This window comes from Vibrio sp. QJM3NY_35, assembly GCF_057785915.1.
The window spans coordinates 958,575-982,110 of record NZ_CM173507.1 but is presented as its reverse complement, the minus strand read 5'-3'; the positions used below and the strand labels follow the sequence as shown (position 1 = coordinate 982,110).

22 protein-coding genes are annotated in these 23,536 nt (G+C 44.7%); 6 read left to right on the top strand and 16 right to left on the bottom strand.

Going from position 1 to position 23,536, the window contains the following annotated elements:
• Window positions 1-93: 93 nt before the first annotated feature.
• Window positions 94-1,026, bottom strand: coding sequence for a 50S ribosomal protein L3 N(5)-glutamine methyltransferase (gene prmB, locus AC3CH3_RS04490; RefSeq protein ID WP_017060640.1), 933 nt, complete (start codon window positions 1,024-1,026; stop codon window positions 94-96).
• A gap of 62 nt (window positions 1,027-1,088) precedes the next feature.
• Between prmB and smrB the strand changes: the two genes are divergently transcribed.
• Window positions 1,089-1,619 carry an endonuclease SmrB gene (gene smrB, locus AC3CH3_RS04485; RefSeq protein ID WP_488537812.1) on the top strand — a complete coding sequence of 177 codons (531 nt, stop codon included), beginning with the start codon at window positions 1,089-1,091 and terminating at the stop codon, window positions 1,617-1,619.
• Between the two features lie 171 nt (window positions 1,620-1,790).
• Here smrB and sixA read toward each other — a convergent pair whose 3' ends face one another.
• Window positions 1,791-2,255, bottom strand: a complete 465-nt coding sequence (gene sixA / locus AC3CH3_RS04480; protein WP_488537811.1) for a phosphohistidine phosphatase SixA — start codon at window positions 2,253-2,255, stop codon at window positions 1,791-1,793.
• A gap of 305 nt (window positions 2,256-2,560) precedes the next feature.
• Here sixA and AC3CH3_RS04475 point away from each other — a divergent pair, with 305 nt between their 5' ends.
• A complete protein-coding gene (locus AC3CH3_RS04475) occupies window positions 2,561-5,338 on the top strand; it encodes an insulinase family protein (protein WP_488537810.1) in 2,778 nt (925 codons plus the stop codon).
• Between the two features lie 300 nt (window positions 5,339-5,638).
• Here the strand turns inward: AC3CH3_RS04475 and fadJ are convergent, their stop codons facing one another.
• Entirely contained in the window at window positions 5,639-7,855 is a 2,217-nt protein-coding gene (gene fadJ / locus AC3CH3_RS04470) for a fatty acid oxidation complex subunit alpha FadJ (protein ID WP_488537809.1), read from the bottom strand.
• The gene (fadI, locus tag AC3CH3_RS04465; RefSeq protein ID WP_488537808.1) at window positions 7,855-9,162 is read right to left on the bottom strand and encodes an acetyl-CoA C-acyltransferase FadI; all 1,308 of its coding nucleotides are present in this window, start codon (window positions 9,160-9,162) and stop codon (window positions 7,855-7,857) included. Before fadI ends, fadJ begins: the two co-directional genes overlap by 1 nt.
• 555 nt (window positions 9,163-9,717) lie before the next feature.
• On the opposite strand from fadI, the gene AC3CH3_RS04460 reads away from it, so the two are divergent.
• The 4 genes from AC3CH3_RS04460 (at window position 9,718) to AC3CH3_RS04445 (ending at window position 14,104) form a co-directional block, all read left to right on the top strand.
• Window positions 9,718-10,266 (top strand): sigma-70 family RNA polymerase sigma factor, encoded by a 549-nt coding sequence (locus AC3CH3_RS04460; protein ID WP_004736042.1) that lies wholly within the window; start codon window positions 9,718-9,720, stop codon window positions 10,264-10,266.
• Entirely contained in the window at window positions 10,259-10,987 is a 729-nt protein-coding gene (locus tag AC3CH3_RS04455; RefSeq protein ID WP_102351304.1) for a DUF3379 domain-containing protein, read from the top strand. The genes AC3CH3_RS04460 and AC3CH3_RS04455 overlap by 8 nt, the downstream gene beginning before the upstream one ends.
• Window positions 10,988-11,284: 297 nt before the next feature.
• The gene (locus AC3CH3_RS04450; protein ID WP_488537807.1) at window positions 11,285-12,529 is read left to right on the top strand and encodes an outer membrane protein transport protein; all 1,245 of its coding nucleotides are present in this window, start codon (window positions 11,285-11,287) and stop codon (window positions 12,527-12,529) included.
• Between the two features lie 297 nt (window positions 12,530-12,826).
• Window positions 12,827-14,104 (top strand): outer membrane protein transport protein, encoded by a 1,278-nt coding sequence (locus AC3CH3_RS04445; RefSeq protein ID WP_019824839.1) that lies wholly within the window; start codon window positions 12,827-12,829, stop codon window positions 14,102-14,104.
• A gap of 89 nt (window positions 14,105-14,193) precedes the next feature.
• Here the strand turns inward: AC3CH3_RS04445 and AC3CH3_RS04440 are convergent, their stop codons facing one another.
• The 12 genes from AC3CH3_RS04440 to AC3CH3_RS04385 form a co-directional block, all read right to left on the bottom strand.
• Window positions 14,194-14,979: an MlaA family lipoprotein gene (locus tag AC3CH3_RS04440; RefSeq protein WP_019824841.1), complete on the bottom strand. Its 786-nt coding sequence runs from the start codon at window positions 14,977-14,979 to the stop codon at window positions 14,194-14,196.
• A gap of 118 nt (window positions 14,980-15,097) precedes the next feature.
• Window positions 15,098-16,318, bottom strand: a complete 1,221-nt coding sequence (gene ccmI, locus AC3CH3_RS04435; protein ID WP_488537806.1) for a c-type cytochrome biogenesis protein CcmI — start codon at window positions 16,316-16,318, stop codon at window positions 15,098-15,100.
• Window positions 16,318-16,809 carry a cytochrome c-type biogenesis protein gene (locus tag AC3CH3_RS04430; RefSeq protein ID WP_105059172.1) on the bottom strand — a complete coding sequence of 164 codons (492 nt, stop codon included), beginning with the start codon at window positions 16,807-16,809 and terminating at the stop codon, window positions 16,318-16,320. Before AC3CH3_RS04430 ends, ccmI begins: the two co-directional genes overlap by 1 nt.
• Window positions 16,806-17,357, bottom strand: a complete 552-nt coding sequence (locus AC3CH3_RS04425; RefSeq protein WP_488537805.1) for a DsbE family thiol:disulfide interchange protein — start codon at window positions 17,355-17,357, stop codon at window positions 16,806-16,808. The genes AC3CH3_RS04430 and AC3CH3_RS04425 overlap by 4 nt, the downstream gene beginning before the upstream one ends.
• Window positions 17,358-17,362: 5 nt before the next feature.
• Window positions 17,363-19,333 (bottom strand): heme lyase CcmF/NrfE family subunit, encoded by a 1,971-nt coding sequence (locus AC3CH3_RS04420; protein ID WP_019824848.1) that lies wholly within the window; start codon window positions 19,331-19,333, stop codon window positions 17,363-17,365.
• The gene (gene ccmE / locus AC3CH3_RS04415) at window positions 19,330-19,812 is read right to left on the bottom strand and encodes a cytochrome c maturation protein CcmE (protein ID WP_017064106.1); all 483 of its coding nucleotides are present in this window, start codon (window positions 19,810-19,812) and stop codon (window positions 19,330-19,332) included. Before ccmE ends, AC3CH3_RS04420 begins: the two co-directional genes overlap by 4 nt.
• On the bottom strand, window positions 19,809-20,015 hold the full coding sequence (gene ccmD, locus AC3CH3_RS04410; RefSeq protein WP_009848525.1) for a heme exporter protein CcmD: 207 nt from the start codon (window positions 20,013-20,015) through the stop codon (window positions 19,809-19,811). Before ccmD ends, ccmE begins: the two co-directional genes overlap by 4 nt.
• Before the next feature lie 14 nt (window positions 20,016-20,029).
• The gene (locus AC3CH3_RS04405) at window positions 20,030-20,770 is read right to left on the bottom strand and encodes a heme ABC transporter permease (RefSeq protein ID WP_017064107.1); all 741 of its coding nucleotides are present in this window, start codon (window positions 20,768-20,770) and stop codon (window positions 20,030-20,032) included.
• A gap of 148 nt (window positions 20,771-20,918) precedes the next feature.
• Window positions 20,919-21,587: a heme exporter protein CcmB gene (gene ccmB, locus AC3CH3_RS04400; RefSeq protein ID WP_017060658.1), complete on the bottom strand. Its 669-nt coding sequence runs from the start codon at window positions 21,585-21,587 to the stop codon at window positions 20,919-20,921.
• A 1-nt stretch (window position 21,588) separates the two neighbouring features.
• Window positions 21,589-22,206 (bottom strand): cytochrome c biogenesis heme-transporting ATPase CcmA, encoded by a 618-nt coding sequence (ccmA, locus tag AC3CH3_RS04395; RefSeq protein ID WP_488537804.1) that lies wholly within the window; start codon window positions 22,204-22,206, stop codon window positions 21,589-21,591.
• Window positions 22,207-22,484: 278 nt separating this feature from the next.
• The gene (locus AC3CH3_RS04390; RefSeq protein WP_019821414.1) at window positions 22,485-22,997 is read right to left on the bottom strand and encodes a DUF2802 domain-containing protein; all 513 of its coding nucleotides are present in this window, start codon (window positions 22,995-22,997) and stop codon (window positions 22,485-22,487) included.
• Window positions 22,997-23,491: a chemotaxis protein CheW gene (locus AC3CH3_RS04385; protein ID WP_017064109.1), complete on the bottom strand. Its 495-nt coding sequence runs from the start codon at window positions 23,489-23,491 to the stop codon at window positions 22,997-22,999. Before AC3CH3_RS04385 ends, AC3CH3_RS04390 begins: the two co-directional genes overlap by 1 nt.
• Between the last annotated feature and the right edge of the window lie 45 nt (window positions 23,492-23,536).

Here is a 23,536-nt window from a genome sequence, read left to right as displayed (position 1 = left end):
TTAAATAAAAACGTTTCAAATCGAACGTCTTACTCAGTTTCAGGTTCTAAGCTTACAGCCCGATGACCGGATCATTCGCTTAATAGCTACAAACTAGTCTTTGTAGATAGAGAACTCATCAGCGCAAGCAACAAGCTGCTCACGAGTGATCATGAATACGCCATGACCACCGTTAGAGAATTCAATCCAAGTGAATGGAATCTCTGGGTACTGATCCATCATATGAACCATTGAGTTACCTACTTCACAGATAAGAATACCGTCGTCAGTTAGGTAGTCTGGTGCATTAGCTAAGATGCGACGAACCAATTTCAGACCGTCTGTACCCGCTGCTAGGCCAAGTTCTGGCTCGTGAGTAAACTCATCTGGCAGGCTGTTCATATCTTCTTCGTCCACGTAAGGTGGGTTAGATACGATCAGGTTGTATTTCTCTTTTGGCAAATCACGGAAAAGATCTGAACGGATTGGGAACACTTGCTGCTCCATGCCGTGATCTTGAACGTTCTGCTCTGCAACTTGCAATGCGTCTGTAGAGATATCAATCGCATCTACTTCAGCGTCAGGGAATGCGTGAGCACAAGCAATAGCGATACAACCACTACCCGTACACATATCCATGATGCGAGTTGGCTCTTCAGTTAACCAAGGTTGGAATTGAGCTTCGATCAGCTCACCAATTGGCGAACGAGGCACAAGAACACGTTCATCAACGAAGAACTCAAGACCACAGAACCAAGCTTTGTTGGTTAGGTAAGCCGTTGGTGTACGATCATTAATACGCTTGATTACGCGCTCAACAATACGTAGACGTTCGCTGCTCGTTAGACGAGAGTTCATCACATGCGAAGGAACATCAATCGGCAGATAAAGAGTAGGTAAGATAAGTTGTACTGCCTCATCCCACGCGTTATCAGTGCCGTGACCATAAAATAGGCCCGCTGCGTTAAAGCGGCTAACAGTCCAACGAATCACATCTTGAAGCGTGTGTAGTTCTGATACCGCTTCTTCTACAAAAATCTTATCCAAAATTGTCTCCGAAAAGCGCTACAATACTGCTAATTACGTTTCTAATTAGAATTCATAACCTGATGAGCAAAAAAGACACCGACTTCGATGACGATTTCGCCCTGTTCAACGATGCAGTAAAGGGCGTTAAAAAGTTGCAACAGGATACCATAGTCCAGCAGCCAAAAAGAAATGCCAAGCAAAAAGAAATTACTCGAACGGCAAGACAAGCCAGTGATAGCGAGTTTTATTTCTCGGATGAGTTCATTCCGCATCTTAGCGAAGACGGTCCAACACGCTATGCGCGTGATGATGTCTCTAAATATGAGGTCAAGCGCCTACGTCGTGGTGTCTACGTGCCTGACGTGTATCTCGATATGCATGGTATGACTCAACAAGAAGCCAAACGTGAGCTTGGCGCAATGATTGCGCACTGCGTGAAAGAGAGCGTGGCGTGTGCCTGTGTTCAGCACGGTATCGGTAAACACATCCTTAAACAGAAGGTGCCTTTGTGGTTAGCACAGCACCCAGATGTAATGGCTTTTCACCAAGCACCATTAGAGTTTGGCGGCAACGGCGCGCTGCTGGTTTTACTTTCCATTCCCGATAAATAACCTCTAGTTTGCTGTTTATTCAACAAAAGTTAACTAGCCAGTTATTGATTCGTACAAACAGCGTTTCAGAAATGACAAAGGGCATCTCAATTGCATTGAGGTGCCCTTTTTATTTGTCTTCAACTTTGTCTTTTTTTTTGTAAAAAAAGAGCCCAACGAGCTTTGTCTAGTCTATGGATTAATATTCCAAAGTAACTCGCCCTTTTGTGTCTCAAGGTCGAATTCGATACAAGCTAATCCAGAAGTCGGAAACATTGGTGGTGCCATGCCTGTCGCGAACTCAGCGGTTAAGTAGCCAACTAGAGGTAAATGAGAAACAAATAAAATGGTCTCTAGTTTTTCTACTTCAGCCATTGCCAAGGTCAAATCAAACACATCGTCGGACATTCCATAAGGCGTAATGTCATCACAGGTTTCTACTTTCGTTCCAGAAAACGCCTGAGAGATCTCTAACCACGTTTCTTGTGCCCTTAAATATGGGCTCACCAGCACTTTATCGAATTGACTAATCCCCTGCTCATTTGCAGCTTGTGCCACTGCAAGAGAAGCCATTTTCCCGCGCTTGGTCAACGCTCGTTCTGCATCCGAATCCGCAAAATGTTCTGCTTCACCGTGGCGCATAATGAATATTTTCATGTTCAATCCTGTCTTCGTAACATGTCGAAAGTCGATATATCCCATATATCAGCGAAACGCTACTTAGGTTTGGCTCTCAATCCAGAGAAACCGCAGTCAATATAAATAATTATATCAAGTCACTTGCCAAAGAGTTCGACTTTCTTAACAATCTTGTTAAAAGAAAATAAATTACTGATAAAAATCGATAAAAGTGATTTAGAAATCGCCAAAAAGCACTTCATATCCCAAAATATGATTACAAGGTTTGCACGCCGAATCATCGGGTACATAATTTAAAAACCACCTTCTCTGGAGATGCTCCTGTGCACTTAAGCCCAAATGATGAACATCAATACCGTTACATAACCTTAAATAACGGGTTACGCGTACTGTTAGTTCAGGACCAAAATGCTCAAAAAGCAGCAGCCGCATTAGCCGTTAATGTGGGGCACTTTGATGACCCTACAGACCGAGAGGGTTTAGCTCACTACTTAGAGCATATGCTATTTTTGGGAACTGAAAAGTATCCAAAGGTCGGAGAGTTCCAAGGTTTTATCAGCCAACATGGCGGCAGCAACAATGCTTGGACGGGAACAGAGCACACCTGCTTCTTTTTTGACGTTGAGTTGAATGCGTTTGAAACCGCACTCGATCGCTTCAGCCAATTTTTCACTGCTCCCCTGTTCAACGAAGAAGCATTAGATAAAGAACGCCAAGCCGTTGATTCAGAATATAAGATGAAACTCAACGACGATTCTCGACGCTTGTACCAAGTTACCAAAGAACTAGTGAACCACAATCACCCATTCTCGAAGTTTTCTGTCGGTAATATCGATACGTTGGGCGACAGAAACGGCGAGACGATTAGACAAGAGATCTTATCGTTCCACCAGCAACAATATTCTGCAGACCTAATGACACTGACGCTGTCTGGCAATCAATCCTTAGATGAAATGCAAGGCTGGGTTGAGGATCGTTTTAGCTCGATTACCAATCACAACCTGCAAGGAAAAAAGGTTGAAGTACCGATTGTTGGCGAATTAAGCACCGGCGTTCAAGTGCACGTTGAGCCGATAAAAGAAGTACGTAAACTCATCTTAACCTTCCCTATGCCAAGCATGGACGAGCACTACGGCGTTAAGCCACTGTCGTTCTTTGCACACCTTTTAGGATATGAAGGGGAAGGCAGTTTGATGATGCAGTTGAAAGAGAAAGGTTGGATTACTTCTCTCTCAGCAGGTGGTGGCGCAAGTGGCAGTAACTATCGTGATTTCACAGTCAGTTGTTCATTGACCATCGAAGGTTTAACCAAAACCGATAACATCATCCAAGCGGTATTCCAATACATCAAGTTGATTGAGCAACAAGGTATTGAAGAGTGGCGTTACCTAGAAAAGCGTGCCGTTTTAGAGTCAGCTTTCCGCTTTCAAGAACCAGCAAGACCACTTGATGTAGTGAGTCACCTGGTGATCAACATGCAGCACTACCAAGAACAAGACGTGGTGTATGGCGATTACAAAATGTCGCATTTCGATGACGAATTACAGCGATCTTTGCTTCCCTACTTAACCGTCGACAACATGCGCGCAACCATTGTTGCCCAAGGTTTCGAGTATGACAGAGAAGCAAAATGGTACTTTACGCCCTACTCTGTGACACCTTTTAGCTCAGAGCAAACCCAATGCTTTATGTGCATCAACCCCGGTTGGCAGTTCGAGCTGCCAAGCAAAAATCCGTTTATTTGCTACGACTTAGATCCGGCAGAGCTCGAAGGCGACGCTAAATACCCGCAACTGTTAGAAGATCTCGATGGCTTTAAGTTATGGCATCTGCAAGACCATCAATTTCGAGTACCTAAAGGTGTGGTATATGTTGCTATCGACAGCCCACACTCGGTTGCTAGCCCGAGAAACATCGTAAAAACTCGCCTATGTGTAGAAATGTTCTTGGATTCACTTGAAAAAGATACCTATCAGGCTGAAATTGCCGGTATGGGTTACAACATGTATACCCATCAAGGCGGTGTAACACTCACTCTGTCGGGGTTTAGCGAAAAGCAGCCACAGCTACTCAATATGATCCTTGAACATTTCCAAGCTCGTAACTTTAGTCCAACACGCTTCGAAACCATCAAGCATCAACTGCTCAGAAACTGGAATAACGCATCGCAAGATCGTCCTATATCGCAGCTGTTTAATGCAATGACTGGGATACTTCAGCCAAATAACCCGCCCTATTCCGTGTTGATTGAAGCATTGGAAACGATAGAGGTCGATGAACTCTCTTCTTTTGTTCAAGCTATTTTGGCGGAACTTCATGTTGAAATGTTTGTGTATGGCGACTGGAAAAAAGCCGATGCACACAAAATGGCTGAAACGCTAAAAGATGCACTGCGTGTTCAAGATCAGGCTTACGAAGAGTCACTGCGTCCGCTAATCATGTTGGGTGAAAACGGCAGCTTCCAGCGTGAAGTGGCGTGTAACCAAGATGATTCAGCAATCGTGGTTTATTATCAATGCCCAGATATTTCGCCTAAAAATATTGCGCTGTATTCACTGGCAAACCATTTGATGTCGGCTACTTTTTTCCATGAGATACGAACCAAGCAACAGCTAGGTTACATGGTAGGCACAGGCAATATGCCGCTCAACCGACACCCAGGTATTGTGTTGTACGTGCAATCGCCTAATGCAGCCCCTGCTGACTTGTTAGCCTCAATAGATGAGTTCCTCAATGCTTTTTATATGGTGTTGTTAGAGCTAAATGACTACCAATGGCACAGCAGTAAACGCGGCCTATGGAATCAGATCTCAACGCCAGATACCACCTTGCGCGGTCGTGCTCAACGCCTATGGGTTGCAATAGGCAATAAGGATCTTGAGTTCAACCAAAGAGAGCGTGTATTGGAAGACCTTAAGGGGTTAACTCGTTCGGACATGATGCGTTTTGTGGTGAGTCAGCTAAAACCTCGTACAGCGAATCGTCTGATTATGCACGCACATGGTAATGCTCATCAGGGCGAAAAAAAGCTATCCGCAGGTGTGGAAATAGGCTCGATTGATGAGTTTCAGTTACGGCCCAAAGATACTGAACTTGGTTAGTCATTCCTAACAGAAAATCAGAAGGTTGATGTGCGAGCATCAACCTTTTTTATTGGATGCAGTTTAAAAGCAGATCTCCTATTACGCTCCTTCGTCGCTTTAGGAGATGACGGTACAGCAGAGTCGATATTCTCCCCAAGGAACTTATGTGCTACCAATGACTACCCATTCCCGACAAGAAGGAACAACTGAGTCGGGAATCTCTTTCTTTTTGCACGTCCCCATAAAAAATAAAGCCCGCATCAATCGTTTGATACGGGCTTCATAATCAATGTACTAGAAAGTTACTTCTAGAGAGAGTTACTTGTAAAAAGACTCATCCAAACCAGCACGTGTCAGTAGGCCATCACATGGCGCGAAACGATCACCGTACTTCACAGCAAAATCGTTCATCATCTCAACCAGTGACTTAATACCAATTTGGTCCATATAACGGAACGGACCACCTAAGAATGGCGGGAAACCGATACCAAAAATAGCACCAATATCGCCATCACGAGGGCTACGGATAATGCCATCATCTAGACAACGAACCGCTTCATTCAACATAGGTAACACACAACGCATTGCGATGTCGTTATCACTTAACTTAGGTTCAGGTTGCAGCTTAAGCAGCTTGTAAACTGACTTATCGACTTCCTTCTTCTTCCCTTTGTAGGTATAGAAACCCTTACCACTCTTGCGGCCTTTGCGGTTGTCGTTCAGAAGAATGTCGAACACATCAGGACCTTGGAAACGATCGCCTAACTCATTCACTAAAATAGGAATGATCTTAGCTCCGATATCAACACCCACCTCATCTAGTAATGTGATAGGGCCAACCGGGAAACCGAAGTCTAATAACGTGCTGTCGAGCTTTTCAATCGGCTCGTTTGCTAGCAGTAAATGCGCAGCTTCATTCATGTACGGAGCAAGAATACGGTTCACGTAGAAGCCAGCCGTATCTTTCACAACAATCGGCGTTTTACCTTGCTTCTTCGCTAATGCAACCACCGTCGAGATCGTCTCTTCTGACGTTGTTTCATGAGGAATAACTTCAACCAGCGGCATTTTCTCTGCTGGGCTGAAGTAGTGAAGACCGACAACGTTTTCTGGTCGCTGCGCCTTCTCTGCAATCTTATGAATTGGCAGTGAAGACGTATTCGTCGCGAAGATAGTGTCTGGCTTCGCATTTTCTTCAATGTCTGCAACCATCGACTGCTTAAGGTCAAGGTCTTCAAACACAGCTTCAATCACAACATCAGTGTGGTTAAAACTCGTAAAGTCGATACCACCAGACAGCTGAAGCATCTTACTTTCAAGGCCCGCCCTGCTCAGAATGCGACGCTTACGCTGCTTATCGAACAACTTGAAGTTGTAGTTAAGCGCGTTCAGCACACCTTCATTTGATACGTCTTTGATACGAACTGGCACTTTCGCCTTAGCAACACTGACATGGCTGATGCCTGCGCCCATAAGACCACCGCCCAGCACACCAACACGCTTAACCGCTTTGGGTTCTGCGTCTGCGCCGTGCTCTTTTTTCATTTCCGTAGTCGCAAAGAAAATCGAACGAAGGGCTTTAGATTCAGAAGTCATAACCAGTTCTGAGAAACGCTTCGCTTCATACTGAAGGCCTTTGTCAAAGCCGTTCTCAAGGCCATAACGAATGACATCTAGAATCGCATCTGCTGCTGGGTAATTTCCGCGTGTTTTCTGATTTGTCTTCTTAGAAGCTTGTTCAAAAATCACTTTACGACCAAGGCCGTTACGTGAAATCAGCTTTTCTTTGGTCGACGCTTGGCTTTTCGATGCTAGACGCTTACCTTTTTTACTGCCCGTATTCTTTTCAACAAAGCTTTTAGCGACTTTAAGCAGTATTGTTTCAGGTACACAAGCATCCACAACACCAAGCGATTTCGCTTTCTTAACGCGCAGTTGCTTGCCCGTTAGGATTAGGTCGAGAGATGGTAGTAAACCGATAAGGCGAGGCAGACGCTGTGTACCGCCAGAGCCTGGTAACAAACCTAACTGTACTTCTGGCAGACCAAGACGAGTCTTATCTGAATCGGTACATACACGGTAATCACACGCCAGTGCGAGCTCTAAACCACCACCTAAACATGGGCCATGAATCGCTGCGACCACTGGGTACGGCAGTTCAGACAGAGTTTGGAACATCTCCTGCCCTTGGCGAGCCAGAGACTGTGCTTCGTCAGCCGTTTTACACGCATCAAGCATTCGAACATCAGCGCCAGCAATAAAGTTATCAGGCTTAAGAGAATGAACAATTAGCCCTTTAACGCGGCTTTGCTTCTCTTTTAACTGCTCAAAGATCGCTTTCATCTCTTCAGCAAAAGCCGCTTGTAGCGTGTTCATTTTCTCGCCTGGTACATCAATCGCTAGCCAAGCAATGTCTTGGTCATCGATGTTAAGAGAGAATGCAGTCGCTTTCTTTTTCGGTGCTTCAGTCACTGGAGTTGAATCCACGTTAGTGACTGCTTCTTTTTCTGTTGTTGCATCAAGAGTCGTAGACATTATTCTACCTCCAAGATCATTGCTGCACCTAAACCACCAGCAGCACATGCTGTATTCAGTGCTAAGCCGCCACCGCGACGTTTTAATTCACGTAATGTTTGAGTCATCATACGCGCACCAGTTGCTGCGAACGGGTGGCCGTAAGCAATTGAACTGCCAAGCACGTTGAACTTATCCATATCAATCTCACCGATCGCTTTATCGCGGCCAAGGTTCTTCTGTGCGAACTCATCACTCGCAAACATTTTCACATTCGCTAGAACTTGGGCAGCAAATGCTTCGTGCATTTCGATCAGTGTAAGGTCTGACAACTCTAAACCGGTGTTCTTTAATACTTGAGAGGTCGCGTACGTCGGGCCCATCAACATATCCGTTTCAACACCAATCGCTGAGAATGCATAGCCACGAATATAGCCAAGCACTTCTAAGCCTAGCTCTTTCGCTTTACCTTCGCGCATCAACATCACCGCAGCGCCGCCATCGGTAAGAGGTGTTGCATTGGCTGCCGTTACACTGCCGTACTTTCTATCGAATGCCGGGCGCAGTTTAGCGTAGCCTTCAACCGTTGAGTCGTGGCGAACGTTGTTGTCTTCCGCTAGGTATTTTTTATAAGGCGCGGGGAATGCCGTCATCACTTCATCTTTAATCTTGCCTTCTTTCCATGCTTGAGAAGCCAGAGAGTGAGATCGATGAGCGAGCGCATCTTGTTCCAGACGAGTGATACCATGAGTTTTTGCCATCTGCTCTGCGGTTTGTCCCATGGATAAACCTGTCGAGTATTCTGCGACTGCCGGTGGTACTGGCATAAGATCTTTAACGGAAAGCGTTTTAAGAATCTTAAGCTTTTGACCCATTGTTTTGGTTTTGCTGAGCGCTAATAAGTTTGCCGCTAACTTTTTCGAAACACCGATTGGCAATACAGAAGAAGAATCCGCACCGCCTGCAATACCGACATCAATCGTGCCAGCCATAATGCTCTCGGTCACGTTAACTGCCGCTTGGAAGCTGGTCGCACATGCTCGTGTCACACTGTACGCATCGGTATTAATATCCATACCAGTACCCAACACGATTTCACGTGCAATGTTCGGTGCTTCTGGCATTTGCACTACTTGGCCGAACACCACTTGTTCAATAAGCGCAGGATCGACATCTGTTCTTGCAAGCATTTCGCTCACAACCATTTTGCCTAGGTCGACTGCAGGCACCTGACTAAATTCTGTGCTCTGACGAGCGAATGGGGTTCGTAATCCAGCGACAACGGCAACACGTTCTCCAGAACGGGTTTTGACTTCCTGTTTGCCCATGGTTTCTCCTTAATGTTAAGAGGTCTGACCTGAAGCATTGTAAAGAAGTTGTTAATTAAATCAAACGAGCGTTTAAATAAACGTGATACGAGTATCTCACTGTTTGAAAATATAACTGCGCATTCAGGCGAACCTTTTGGGGGGAAAGGTTGTCGTAAGAGACTAAACTATTGTAAGCAAAGACTGTTATCGCTGTGTAGGGAATGGTTTTCTTGAGGCAAAAAAAAACCACACAAAGCTGTGTGGTCGGAATGTATATAAAGCAATTAACTTAACGCCAATTGAAATAATCAGTTTCCTGATTAGGAGAAAGTAAAGTCAGCCTTCAAAAGGAAGTGTCGTCTTGCTCAACATGCTAGCCACGAATGACTAACTAGACGACAAGGTGTACTATAACGGGTTCGAGGCCTTAGATTTTGAAGTAGATCAATTTTAATGTGATTTTACGATTTCCTGCCGATGATCGTTAGCTCTAAAAATATAAAAACGAAGCACAACGTATAGAGGACAGCTATACGCAGAGCAATTATGGAGGCTCGTGTGTCAATAATAAAAATGTTTGGAAAGAAAACAGCCAAGCGTCCGGTCAACTCTGATATGGACAAACAAAGAAAATACGAAGCACTCGTGCGTGCCTATCATCGTGACCTCTTTCGCTACGCCTATTGGTTATGTAAAGACAAAAGCATTGCCGAGGATTTAGTACAAGAGACTTGCCTTCGAGCATGGAAGTCACTCGATAGCCTACAAGATGAAAAAGCCGCTAAGTCTTGGCTGATTACCATCTTGAGACGCGAGAACGCTCGACGTTTTGAACGCAAGCAGTTTGATCTGGTTGATATCGACGATCATGGTAATGATGCTAGTGTCAGTGATGACCCACACCATCAACATCTATGGTTGCAAGCTCAGATCATGAAACTTGAAATTGATTATCGTGAACCTCTTTTCTTGCAAGTGATTGGTGGGTTTAGTGGTGATGAGATCGCAGACATTCTCGACCTCAACAAAAACACGGTGATGACACGTTTATTCAGAGCTCGAAATCAGTTGAAAGAGATGCTGGATACAGAAGAGGCAGAGAGGGGGCAACATAATGGATGATTTGGAATTTCGTCGTCGTGTATTGTCGGAACCTAAACAACGCACACAAGATATTATTGATGCGGCAGCACATAGCGAAGCCAATAGTAACTTTTTAGACGATGTACTATCGCTTGATAAGAAGATCCATTCAGCAATGAACGTGGATGTGCCAGACGATCTTGCTGATCGCATTCTGTTCAATCAGACCTCAAGCGAAGAAAGCAAAGTAGTAAGGCCTACTTTTGCTCGACGAGCGATGGCAATGGCAGCCTCAGTTGCATTCGTTGCAGGTTTACTCGTTGGCCAAGTTAACTGGGGAAATGCGTTAGTCTCTCCAGCTCAAGCAAGTTTGGCTGATACGGCAATGAAACATGTGGTTAATGAAAAGAGCTTCGTCAGTGGAATTGATGAACAAGTCACATCACAACAGATCAATGCCAAGATGAATCCATTTGCTTTTCAGTTTGATAAAGCGTTTCCTTATCACGTTTACTACCTAAATCATTGTGGCTTTGGTAAGTCCAACGCAATGCACATGGTTTTCCAAGGTGAAAAAGGCAAAGTCACGCTGTTTTTAACAGGGATTCCGACTGACAAATCGATCGACTTTGATGAGAAAGGCATGTCAGGTTCGGTAACACCTATCGATAACAGCAGTCTGATCCTCGTAGGTGAAGATGGCGAGGACGTTTCTAAGATCGCCGAAAAGCTAACCAAAATGATCAAACCGATGAGCTAATTCGCTCTCAAAGCCCCGTCACAAAAGGCCCAGCAACTATACTCTTGATATTGCTGGGCTTTATTTATAGATAAACCGCAAAACCATTCACACCACCAATACCTCTAGAGTTAAAACTCTAAAAATAAGCATTTCCCACCATTTTCGTGTCAGATAGGCGTCATTTCCATAATTTTATCCTCAAAATTTCCAATGGTCGGATTTGTATATCGTATACTTCCGAATAGGATCAGCCACCATTGAGCAATTGCTCAAATTAATCGCCCTGTAGAGGCGGATATATAAAGGAATAAATGAATGACTACCAACAACACGCGTCTGTTTAAAAAGTCTCTTTTAGCAGTAACAATCACACTGGCGTCTTCGCAAGCGATGGCAGCAGGTTTCCAACTTAACGCACAATCAGCAACCGGCCTTGGTCGTGCTTTCGCTGGTGACGCAGTAATCGCAGATAACGCGTCAGTAATGGCTCGTAACCCAGCTGCAATGTCAATGTTTGATAAAACTGAGTTATCTCTAGGTTTTGAAACAATCACGACAGACATTAAAGTATCTGATGCGACTTATTCATCACCGTTCAATGCTCCACAATCATCAAACTACGATGACGCGGGCGGTACATCTGTTGCACCCAACATCCACCTTATTGTTCCAGTAAATGAAAAGTTTGCTTGGGGTGTAAACGCATACTCAAACTTCGGTACTTCTACAGACTTTGGTAGCGATTTCACCGGTTCAGAATTTGGTGGTGAGACTGACATCATGAGTCTTAACTTCGGTCTTGCTGGTTCATACCGCTTAAATGACCAATGGAGCTTTGGTGCTGGTCTTGATCTAATTTATGGTAAAGGTACGTTAAAACGAACAACAAGTACTTCAGTTACTCCCGGCGGTAATTCACCTTTTGATGGTCGAAGCCTTGTTGATATCGATGGTGCAGACGGTTGGGGCGTTGGCTTCAATATCGGTACAGTTTATGAGCTAGATGAAAATAACCGCTTCGGCCTTTCTTACCGTTACAGCCCTGAGATCACAGCTAAAGATGAAAAAGGACAAGAGATCACTCTTCCTCTACCAGATATGGCTGAGTTCTCTGGTTACCACAAACTTAAAGATACTAAGTTTGCAGTACACTACTCTTTACAGTGGGTTGGTTGGAAAGCATTTGACAAGATTGATTTTGGCGGTTCAGCAAATGCACTACCTGACGCTCCATACGAGTGGAAAAACGCTGGTCATATCTCAGTTGGTACGACTTACTACTTGAATAACGACTGGGATCTACGTGCTGGTTACATGTATGACATCGCAGCTCAAGATGACCTGAAATCAGTTTCTGTACCAGATTCTGACCGTCAATGGTTCTCTGCTGGTTTTACATACCATATCGACACTGCGTCTAACGTTGATTTCGGCTTCACTTACTTACTGGGTGAAGACGTTAAAAACGTAAACGAGAGCTCTCCTCTTGGTACGTCGATTTCTGCGACAACACGTGCTGATGCAATCCTACTGGGTCTACAGTACAGCCGCAGCTTCTAATAAAAGCTAGGTTATAAATACCCAAAGGGTCGCATTACGCGACCCTTTTTTATTTTCTAAACCACTGACCCGCATCAATTTAAGCTTACAACTGTAGCCTGCGCTAGCTACAAATGACTACAAGTGTACGCTCAAACCTCGCAACACAGCCGAAACATTCAGACTATTTACCTAATAATTAGTTACAATTGATTATTAAATCCCTAAAACACTGTTTTATTCGAATTTCATTTTTAAAGTAATGACTCTAAAAGTAGAATCACGCCACTAAATACTTATGATTCAGCGAACATAATAATGAAAATAAATAAGACTCTTCTATCTGCTGCAGTGGCAGTTGGACTACTTTCGACTTCTACCGTGACTCAAGCGGCAGGTTTTCAGCTAGCAGAATACTCAGCAACAGGCCTAGGCCGTGCATACGCGGGTGAAGCTGCAATGGCTGACGGTGCAGACGCACAATGGCGTAACCCTGCCATGCTGACTTATCTAGAAGGCACTCAGGTTTCTGTTGGTGCTATCTATGTTGACCCGAACATCGATATCGACGGTACTTCTACGTCTATGATGGGCAAAACAACTTCATCAAATTCTAGTGATTTTGCACACAGTGCAGTTATCCCAAACTTTTACGTTTCTCATAAGTACAACGAAAAATTTGCTCTAGGTTTTGCTGCTGGTACTAACTACGGTATGGAAACAGACCTAGGGAAAGACTTTGGTGGCGCTAACCATGGTAACGAAGCAAGTGTTACTACAATGGAGCTAAACCTTAATGCTGCATACCAAGTACTGGAGAGTGTTTCTCTTGGTGGTGGCATTCGTTACATTATGGCTGAAGGTAGCTTTGGTGCAGTATCTACAGCAAACTCGCTTGTTCCATTACCAGCAGGTACTCCTTTAAAATATATGGAAGGTGATGACACTGCATGGGGCTGGCAAATTGGTACAGCGTGGCAGATTAATGAAAACAACCGCCTTGGCTTTACTTACAAGTCAGAAGTTGATCTAACTCTAGAAGGTTATGCACAAGGCTTTGGTTTCAACCAAGCAAACCCGGCGGCGCACAAAAATGGTTCAATGGACCTTGCACTTCCAGCAACAGCAGAACTTGCGAGCTTCCACCAGCTAACAGAAAAAGTTGCAGTTCACGCGAGTGTTAACTGGACAAACTGGAGCAGCTTTAAAGAACTTGTAGCGGATTTCCCTGGTGAAAACAGCGTTGAGATCAAGCAAGAGAACTGGGAAGACAACTACCGCTTTGCAATTGGTACGACTTACCAAATGACACCAAAACTGGCTCTGCGTTCTGGTATTGCTTACGACACTTCGGCAGTAAGCGAAGAGCACCGCACTGCGACTATCCCAGAAACAGATCGTACTTGGCTGAGCATTGGTGCAGGCTACCAATGGTCTAAGCAGCTAACTCTAGATGCTGGTTTCACTTACATCCTAGCGAAAGACGCTAAAATGCATGAAACCGATGCTGCAGCAGATTTATTTGGTGGCAGCTTCGAAGGTGAAGTAACAGGTAGCATCTGGCTAGTAGGTATACAAGCTAACTACCGCTTCTAATCTACCTCCCTAAAAGTAGAAAGCATTAAAAAGGCTCGATGTTGCATCAACATCGAGCCTTTCTTTTATCGATTTTCTAAATCATGTTTCTAGTAATCTTCTAGATAACCATCGATCAAATCTTCTTCTTCAAGGTCGACCTCTTCAGGCTCGATCTCGGCTTTAAAGTCACGGCGTTGAATATATACATCACGCGTTAATGCGTATGGATCTGGAGAATCATCCAACAGCGCTTCTTGTGATACTAATTGAGCACGTGTTTCCATGCCTTCAAATGCCCATTTACCTAAGCTCGTCCAGAAGTTCAAGAAAGATAAAGGAACATACAAGCCATCGACGGTTTCAGTCACTTCTCGCGTTGTTAACGGCCCATAACCCGGCACCATGAAGTACGGACCATTCCCTACCCCATAATGACCAATCGCATCAGAGAACGACTTATCATCGTATTTGGTGATCCCCGCTTCGCTGGCAATATCGATTAAGCCTAACAAACCAATCGTTGAGTTGATCCAAAAACGGTTGAAATGGTCGAGTGCTTTTTCACCGTTGCCCATAATAAGGTTGTTCACCATGCTTGATGGCTCGTCTAAGTTGGCTAAAAAATTGGAGATACCAGAACGCACTGGCACAGGGGTGTAGTCAACATAAGCGAGGGAAACAGGGCGAACCAGATAAGGATCTAGATATTCGTAGTTGATATCCCACATCGCGCGGTTGAAGCCTTCAAAAGGATCATTCGGGTGGGACTCTTCGACGTATTCAGAGGTTTCGAGGTTATCATCGTTAACACTTTCGTCCGGCGCACTTGAACAACCCACCGTTAAGCTTGCGATAAAAAGTAAACTCGAGAGTCTTAAAACACTGACAGACATATCACCTTTTCCATAAGGAATAATAAAAAAGGCCAGCAATCGCTGACCTCAATTGTTTGCGTAAGTCTATACCGTTTATCAACAAATCGGAATAGCTAACGCTTATGCAAAGTGATGATTAATATTGCTTATTGATATCAATGGTCACTGGAGCACCCAGTTCTACCACTTCACTTTCACCGTACCAATCACCGTCGCGAGTTGAAACGTTACCATCTGTATCAAGCCTAGCTCTAACCATGAGAGTTTCTAGACTAGACAGTTCCTGCCCTTCCAACATGCTGTTGCCATCATCAAGCACAACAGTACGAGGGAAAGTCCCTAGTGGGTAACGAGCCGCAGCGATAGGCATTGGAGAACCATCAGCTCTGTGTACTGACACGATTAACACAGAGTTAGGATCTGCGTTCACATCAGCAGAAAGGTCTAGTGTTACAGCAACAGTCTTACCTTGGTCGACACCCATAGCGTCGCCCATTTTTTGCTGAGCACTTTCAATACTGCGCGAAAGCATTTCGTAGCGACTGTCTTGTGGACCAATCATTTGCTGCATGATACTCCAGTACTTCACTGCACCGGGATAGTCTTGACGCTCAAACGCATCAAACGCTAGCAGTGAGAACACGCGAAGGTCGACGTAGTCGTTTTGAATCAATCGGCTCAAAATCAAGCGAGCTTGGTTTTGATCAGTTTCATCAGGAGAAAGCATCAGTGCTTGCGCGAAACCTAACTGAACATCTTCATTCTTAGGTTCAAGCTTGTAAGCTCGTTCCATAGAATCTTTTGCTGTTTCAGCGTCGCGGTTAGCCAGTGCAATACGACCCAATAGCAACCAACCTGTTGAATCTTTTGGTTGGTAATGTAGACGGGTACGAAGCGCTAGAGTCAAATCTTCCAGTTCGTCATCCGTTAATGCACCGCCTTCCGATGACATTAGCTTTTTAGACAATTCAGGAAGGTTTGAGCTCACTTCTTGCCAGTGTTGAACTTTGTCCAATGCACCAAACTTAAAGTACATACCATAAGTCACAACCACGACAAGGATGATCGACGGTACAACCACACCAAGCGTTGAAATCTGAGTCTTCTTCATCTCTTGCTGAGCAGGTACATCATCCAGTAGAGACTGTTTCAAATCAGCGATCAGTTCTTGTTGATTATCAACAAGGCCTTCTTCAGCTTCTACTTCTAGCTCATCGAGACGGTCTTTATAGAATGCTTTATTCAGCTCATCACGAAGCACATCGTCATTGTTTGCCTTTTTATTAATGAAAGGCAGAACAATCAACAAGATTGCTGCTAGCGAAAGGATAATGGTAGAAATCCAAAATAGAGTCATTACTGTTTATCTCCGTCGTTCTCTTCATCGAGTAACGCTTTTAAACGTGCTTCTTTATCTGCATCCCAGTCTTGATCTGACTCTGTTGCTGCTTTCGATTTTGACTTTCTGCTTCGTAAAATGATCAAACCAAATCCAAACACAACCACTGCAAATGGGCCGACCCAAAGGATCGACGTCGCAAGTGTTAATGGCGGATTGTAAGTAACGAAGTTACCGTAGCGAGCAATCATGTAATCAATGATGTCTTGCTTCGACTTACCATCTTTGGTCATCTCATACACTTTTTGGCGCAGGTCGACCGCAAGTTCTGCATTCGAGTCACCAATCGTGTTGTTCTGACATTTAGGGCAACGCAGCGTATTGCTCAGCTCTTTAAACTGTTGCTCTTGATCTACAGTATCAAACTCATGAAATTCGATTGGCGCGGCAGAAACCGTCGCTGATATTGCAAACGTAGCGAATAGAGTAATCAGTGCCTTCTTAATCATTTCGCTTCCTCCAACAGGTCGTTGTACATCGGCTCAAGCGTCGATGCCCAGTTCGTTGGATTTACATCACCCACATGGCGATAGCGAACCACACCATTAGCGTCGATTAGGAAAGTTTCTGGAGCGCCATACACACCAAGGTCTAGACCTAACATGCCGTTGCCATCAAAAAGACTGATTAGATACGGGTTACCCAGTTCTTTTAACCAACCAACCGCTTTGTTGCGGTCATCTTTGTAGTTAAGACCAATGATCTTAACGCCTTGAGCTGCGAGCTTGTTCAGGTAAGAGTGCTCTGCGTAACAAGTAGGACACCAAGTTGCCCATACGTTAAGAAGCAGTGGCTCACCTTTAAAGATCGCTTGATCATGAAACTTACCTGGTTGTTCTAAGTCTTCTAGACCGAACTCAGGAACAGGCTTACCAATCAATACCGATTCAAGCTTAGTCGGGTCATCGCCCGACTGATTGCGCATCAATTGCGTTGCAAAGATTCCAGCGAGAACCATGAACGCAATCAAAGGAATGAATAAAATCTTCTTGTTCATTCGAATTAAGCCTCCTGCTCTTGAGCCGACTTTTTGGTTGGCTTACGGAAACGGTAACGACGGTCACTGATAGCAATAGCACCACCAATCGACATAATCAAAGAACCTGCCCAGATCCAACGTACAAATGGTTTGTAGTAGATACGTACAGCCCAAGATTTGTTGTCGTCTAAACGTTCACCCATTGCGATGTAAAGGTCGCGCGTTACGCCACGGTCAATCGCTGCTTCTGTCATCATAGACTTAGCTGTGGTGTAGAAACGTTTTTCAGCGTGAAGCGTGTTGATGTATTTGCCTTCTTTGGTAATTTCAAAGTCAGCAATATAACCATCGTAGTTAGGACCATCTTTGTCACGAACCCCTGTAAACAGGAAGCTGTATTCTTCAAGCTGGTAGCTTTCACCTGGCGCCAGACGTACATCGCGTTCGATGCTGTAGTTTTGCACCATCGCGATACCAATCACTGTCACGGCTAAACCAATGTGACCGCACATCATTGCCCAGTGGCTACGAGGTAGCTTAGTTAGACCTTTCAGGAATGTATGACGGTGAGTCGCACGCTCATGTAGCTCAAAGCCGTGCATGAAGATGATCCAGAACGCCATTACCCAACCAGCAAAAGCAGTACCACTGAAGCGGTCAGCCAGTAGAGCAACCATTAGCGCACTCAAGCCAAGTGAGAATGCACCTGAAATCAGCATTGGTTTAACAAGCTTAGATAGGTTGTCACGTTTCCAGCGGATCAGAGGACCGATACCAAGCAGGAACGAGAACGGGATCATTAACCAGAAGAACAACATGTCAAAGAATGGTGCACCGATAGATACCGAGCCCAAGCCTAACTGTTTGTGAACTAATGGCAGTAGCGTACCGACTAATACAACGACAAGCGCTGCAATCAATAAGATGTTGTTACCAAGCAATGCGTTTTCACGAGAAACCAAATCGAAGTTACCGCGAACACGAACCGATGCGCCTTTAACAGCGAACAACAGCAGTGAACCACCGATAACGAAGACTAGGAAACCTAGGATAAACATACCGCGGGCAGGATCCGACGCAAACGCGTGAACCGATACCAAGATGCCCGAACGAACTAAGAATGTACCTAGTAAGCTTAGCGAGAATGCAGAGATAGCCAGCAATACTGTCCAAGCTTTAAATGTGCCACGCTTTTCGGTTACCGCAAGTGAGTGCATTAATGCAGTACCTGCCAACCAAGGCATGAATGAAGCGTTTTCTACTGGATCCCAGAACCACCAGCCACCCCAGCCAAGTTCGTAGTAAGCCCACCATGAACCTAGTGCGATACCTACCGTTAGGAATAACCAAGCAGCGATTGTCCAAGGGCGAGACCAACGAGCCCATGCAGTATCAAGACGACCACTCATTAGAGAAGCGATTGCGAAAGAGAACGCAACAGAGAAACCTACATAACCCATGTAAAGCATTGGCGGGTGAATAATCAAACCCGGGTCTTGCAGTAGTGGGTTCAAGTCACGACCATCAACGGGGAAGAAAGGCAATGTACGTAGGAACGGGTTAGACGTTACGATAATGAACAGCAAGAAGCCGACAGTGATCAACCCCATGATAGCCAGCACGCGAGCCACAGACTCTTGAGGCATACCACGGCTAAACGTCGCTACAGCAACCGTCCAACCCGCTTGGATAAGCACCCAAAGCAGTAATGAACCTTCGTGAGCGCCCCAAACCGCAGTAATTCGGTAGTACCAAGGCAGCTGGCTATTCGAGTTACTCGCTACATATTGAATCGTAAAATCATTTGTGTAGAACGCGTAACACAAGATAAAGAACGAAATCGCTAAGAATCCGAACATACCCCACGACAACGGTCGTGCGCTGTTCATCAATAATGTGTTATTTCGAGCGGCTCCATACAGTGGGAGCACGCTGAGCAGCAATGCAAGTCCCAAGGACAGGATCATCGCAAAATGGCCGATCTCGGCTATCATTGAGCATTTCCTTCTTTTTGTTCAGTCGTGTATTGCAAAGGCTCATGGGTTTTCTTCATTGCTTCCGCAACTTCAGAAGGCATGTACTCTTCATCGTGCTTTGCCAACACCTCAAACGCTTCGATTGTCGTTGCATTTTTAAGAACACCCTGAGCAACAATACCTTGGCCTTCACGGAAAAGATCAGGAAGGATACCATCGTATAGAATTGTTACTTTAGGGCCTACATCTTGCAAATCAAAGCTTACACGTAGTGATTCATTGTCACGGCTTACAGAGCCGACTACGACCATGCCACCAATACGTAGGCGTTGACCAACTTCAGGTTTCTTACCATCTTTGCCGTTGACCAGCTCAGTTGGTGTGTAGAACAGATCCATGTTCTGGTTAAGTGCGTAAACCATCAATCCAACAGTCGCACTGATACCAAAAAAGATCGCTAAGACAATGCCCAGCCTCTTTTTACGTCTTGGGTTCATAGAGTGTTCTCCATATTTTTTGCTGCATCGATACGAGCTTGACGATCAATCTTAGCTTGTACTTCATTTAGTAATTGCTTACCACGACGAACGCTTACGACCAGTAAAATGATCATCGCGAGAAATGTGATTCCAAATGCACTCCAGACATACGAGGCATAACCTCCCATGGCAAAGAAATCACTCAAAGATTCAAAATACATAATTACCTACCCTACTACGCTTTTTCAGCCGCAAGCTTGCGAACCCATGGACGGTGACTTTCTTTACTGATGATTTCGTTACGGAAACGAACCATAGTCACCGCACCAAAGAAAAAGGCGAAGCCGAAGATGTTAAGAAGAAGCGGCCATAACATGTCACTTGAAATAGAAGGCTTGTCGAACTTAGTGATCGTCGCGCCTTGGTGAAGTGTGTTCCACCACTCTACTGAAAAGTGAATGATAGGTAGGTTGATGACACCAACGATAGCTAAAATGCCGGCCGCTTTCGCTGCTGTTTTTTGGTCGTCAAAAGCGTGGTGTAGTGCAATCACACCCAAGTATAGGAATAGAAGAATCAGCTCTGAGGTTAAACGCGCATCCCAAACCCACCAAGCACCCCACATTGGTTTACCCCAAACAGCGCCGGTTAGTAACGCAATGAAGGTAAATACAGCACCAATAGGTGCCATCGCCAGTGCAGCCATATCTGATAGCCTTACCTGCCATACCAAACCGATAAAGGCAGCAATTGCCATCGACATGTAAACGCCCATAGACCAAATTGCAGACGGAACATGGATGTAGATGATACGGAAGCTATCGCCTTGTTGGTAATCAGAAGGCGCAAATGCAAGCCCCCACACGGTACCGACGGATAGACACAATAGCGCTAGGATCGAAAACCATGGCAAAAGTTTACCAGCAAGCTGATAAGAGGTTTCTGCTTTGGCATAGGGATGGAGCCATTTCCACATGTTGTAATCTCACTCTTACTTCATATTGCTTATAGCGATTAAAGCTATAATTATAATAATTTTATTTGTCTTGCTTTCAGTTTTACTGACTCTATGAGTCCAATCGACACGTTTGGTTCATATTAGGTATACGATAACGGAACCCTAATCAGTTCACACTCACTCTAAGTGCGGCACTGATCGCAAAAGGCGTCATAGTCATCGCACCCATTAACATTGCCCCAAGCACAGCCAATTGGCCGTTGTACGCAACGCCTAAAGCCGCAGCGTCAATCGCTGACGTCGCGAAAATCAAAATGGGGATGTAAAGCGGCAGAATTAACAGGCTTAACAGGACTCCGCCCTTCTGTAACCCAACGGTTAACGCAACACCAATCGCACCAATAAAACTCAATGCGGGTGTACCAACCAGCAAGGTCAACACAACTGAGAGCCATGTATCAAAATCTAAAGACAACAAAACAGCCAACAATGGGCTGATTAAAATCAATGGTAACCCGGTCAACAACCAGTGTGCTATGACCTTGGACAATACTACCAACTGCAACGGGATGGGCATCAGCATCATCTGCTCAAGGGCGCCATCTTGAAAATCATCGCGGAAAAGACGCTCTAAAGAAAGCAATGCAGAGAGCAAAGCTGCCACCCAAACAATACCTGCAGCAATGCGTGCAAGTAGATTTGGCTCAGGGCCAATACTCAAAGGGAATAGAGTTATAACAATGATAAAGAACCACAAAGGGTTAAAGATATCTGCTTGACGTCGAAACGCGATCAGCAGTTCGCGTCGGATAATCGTGGTCATTGAAGAGATCATATTACTCACCCAACTTTATTTTTCTTAGTTTCGGGCTATCAGCAAACATGTCTTGGTGTGTGGTTAATAACACAATGCCACCGTTGTCTGCATGCTGAGAAAAAAGAGATTCGAGAACTTTCACGCCCTGCTTATCAATCGCAGTCAGCGGCTCATCGAGAATCCACAACATTTGCTTGCTCAACCAAAGGCGAGCCAACGCAACTCGGCGCTGTTGACCTGCTGAAAGTTGCCCTGCAGGTACATCTTCTCTACCCGCAAGCCCAACTTGAGCCAGCGCGTGGTAAAGCTCTTCTTTGCTTGTACCTCCACTGTGAATCGACTGATAAAAGCTCAGATTCTCATAAGCACTAAGCTCGCGCTTTACACCTGTTTGGTGACCAAGAAAAAGTAAATTTTGATGATAAACATCTCGACTCGATTCAATAGACTCACCGTCCCAGCAGATAGTACCGTCATCGCGATCGCCCAAGCCAGTAATAATCCTAAGGAGTGTCGTTTTCCCGGTACCGTTACGACCTTCAACCTGAACCAGTTCACCTGGTTTCAATTGAAAAGACAACGATTCAAACAGAACCCTGTCGTCACGAATAGCAGTTAAATTTGAGACTTCTAGCATAGGTAAATTTAGTCGAGTAATGAGAGCGCTATAGTAGCACACCAACATGGTGACAAAACAGGACTAGGCGTTTTCGATAGAACAAACTACGTAAGAAACTGTTACCACCGCATCACAATTTACACATTTTAATCAACAAACAAGATATTGTCGTAGATACAAGCACTTATAAACATCGTTCTATATAGAGCTGTCAGGTATAAAAAAAGAAGCCGAAGCTTCTTTTAAGAGGAATGCGTGATAAACATCAAGTGCTCGATACACAATTAGCGCTCAATTTATCGACGTCGAGGTGGTTCTCTACGATCACGAGAAGACGCAGGTTGTTCATCAAATGATGAAGGATTACTTCTTAGCGAAGGAATTTTCTCTTTACCAGCAAGCTTATTCTGCAGAGACATCATTAGCTCAGCTTCCGCTTTTGGCAATTCGCATTCTTCGATCAGTTCGTTAATCCCAGCTCCAAGCTGAACCATTTTCGTTGCACGCGTGTACAAACGTCCATCGGTATCCGCATGTTCCAACTCAACAATACGTTCGTTCAAGTGCTTGATCAGATCTTGTTGCTCAGTCACTTTCTGACCAAGACCAACCACAACAGAGCGAACTTCAAGTAATTGCTTACTCGATTTCTGAAGCTCTTTGTCCAAGTTACGAACTTGAAGGCGTGACTGATCAAGCTGCTTTTGAATCGCACGTTTTACTTTGCTGACCAAAATCAGGATGAATAACGTAAAAACCCCTACTCCAGCAATCAGAGCAACAGGGGTTAAAGGAAGCGCTTCAAACATTACAGGTGAGCCATCTCATCCCATTCGTCTTCGCTTAGTAGTTTGTTTAGATCTACTAAGATAAGCAGCTTGCCATCTCGGTTACTTACACCTTGGATGAACTTAGCACTTTCATCAGTACCAACACTTGGCGTTGTGTCGATTTCAGAAGAACGTAGGTAAACCACTTCAGCAACGCTATCCACTAGAATGCCAATTACTTGACGCTCAGATTCAATAACGATGATACGAGTGTTATCTGTGATTTCACCTTGCATCAAACCAAAGCGAGAACGAGTGTCGATAACAGTAACAACGTTACCACGTAGGTTGATAATACCTAGAACGTAATCTGGAGCACCCGGTACTGGAGCAATTTCGCTGTAACGCAGTACTTCACGTACTTGCATTACGTTGATGCCGTAAGTTTCTTCTTCTAGCTGGAAAGTCACCCATTGAAGTACTTCATCATTCGTTTGCTCTTTTCTTACTTCAACTTCACTCATATGAGACATAGATAATCCTCTTGCCGTCGTTACCGACCACTATTATTAACTTGA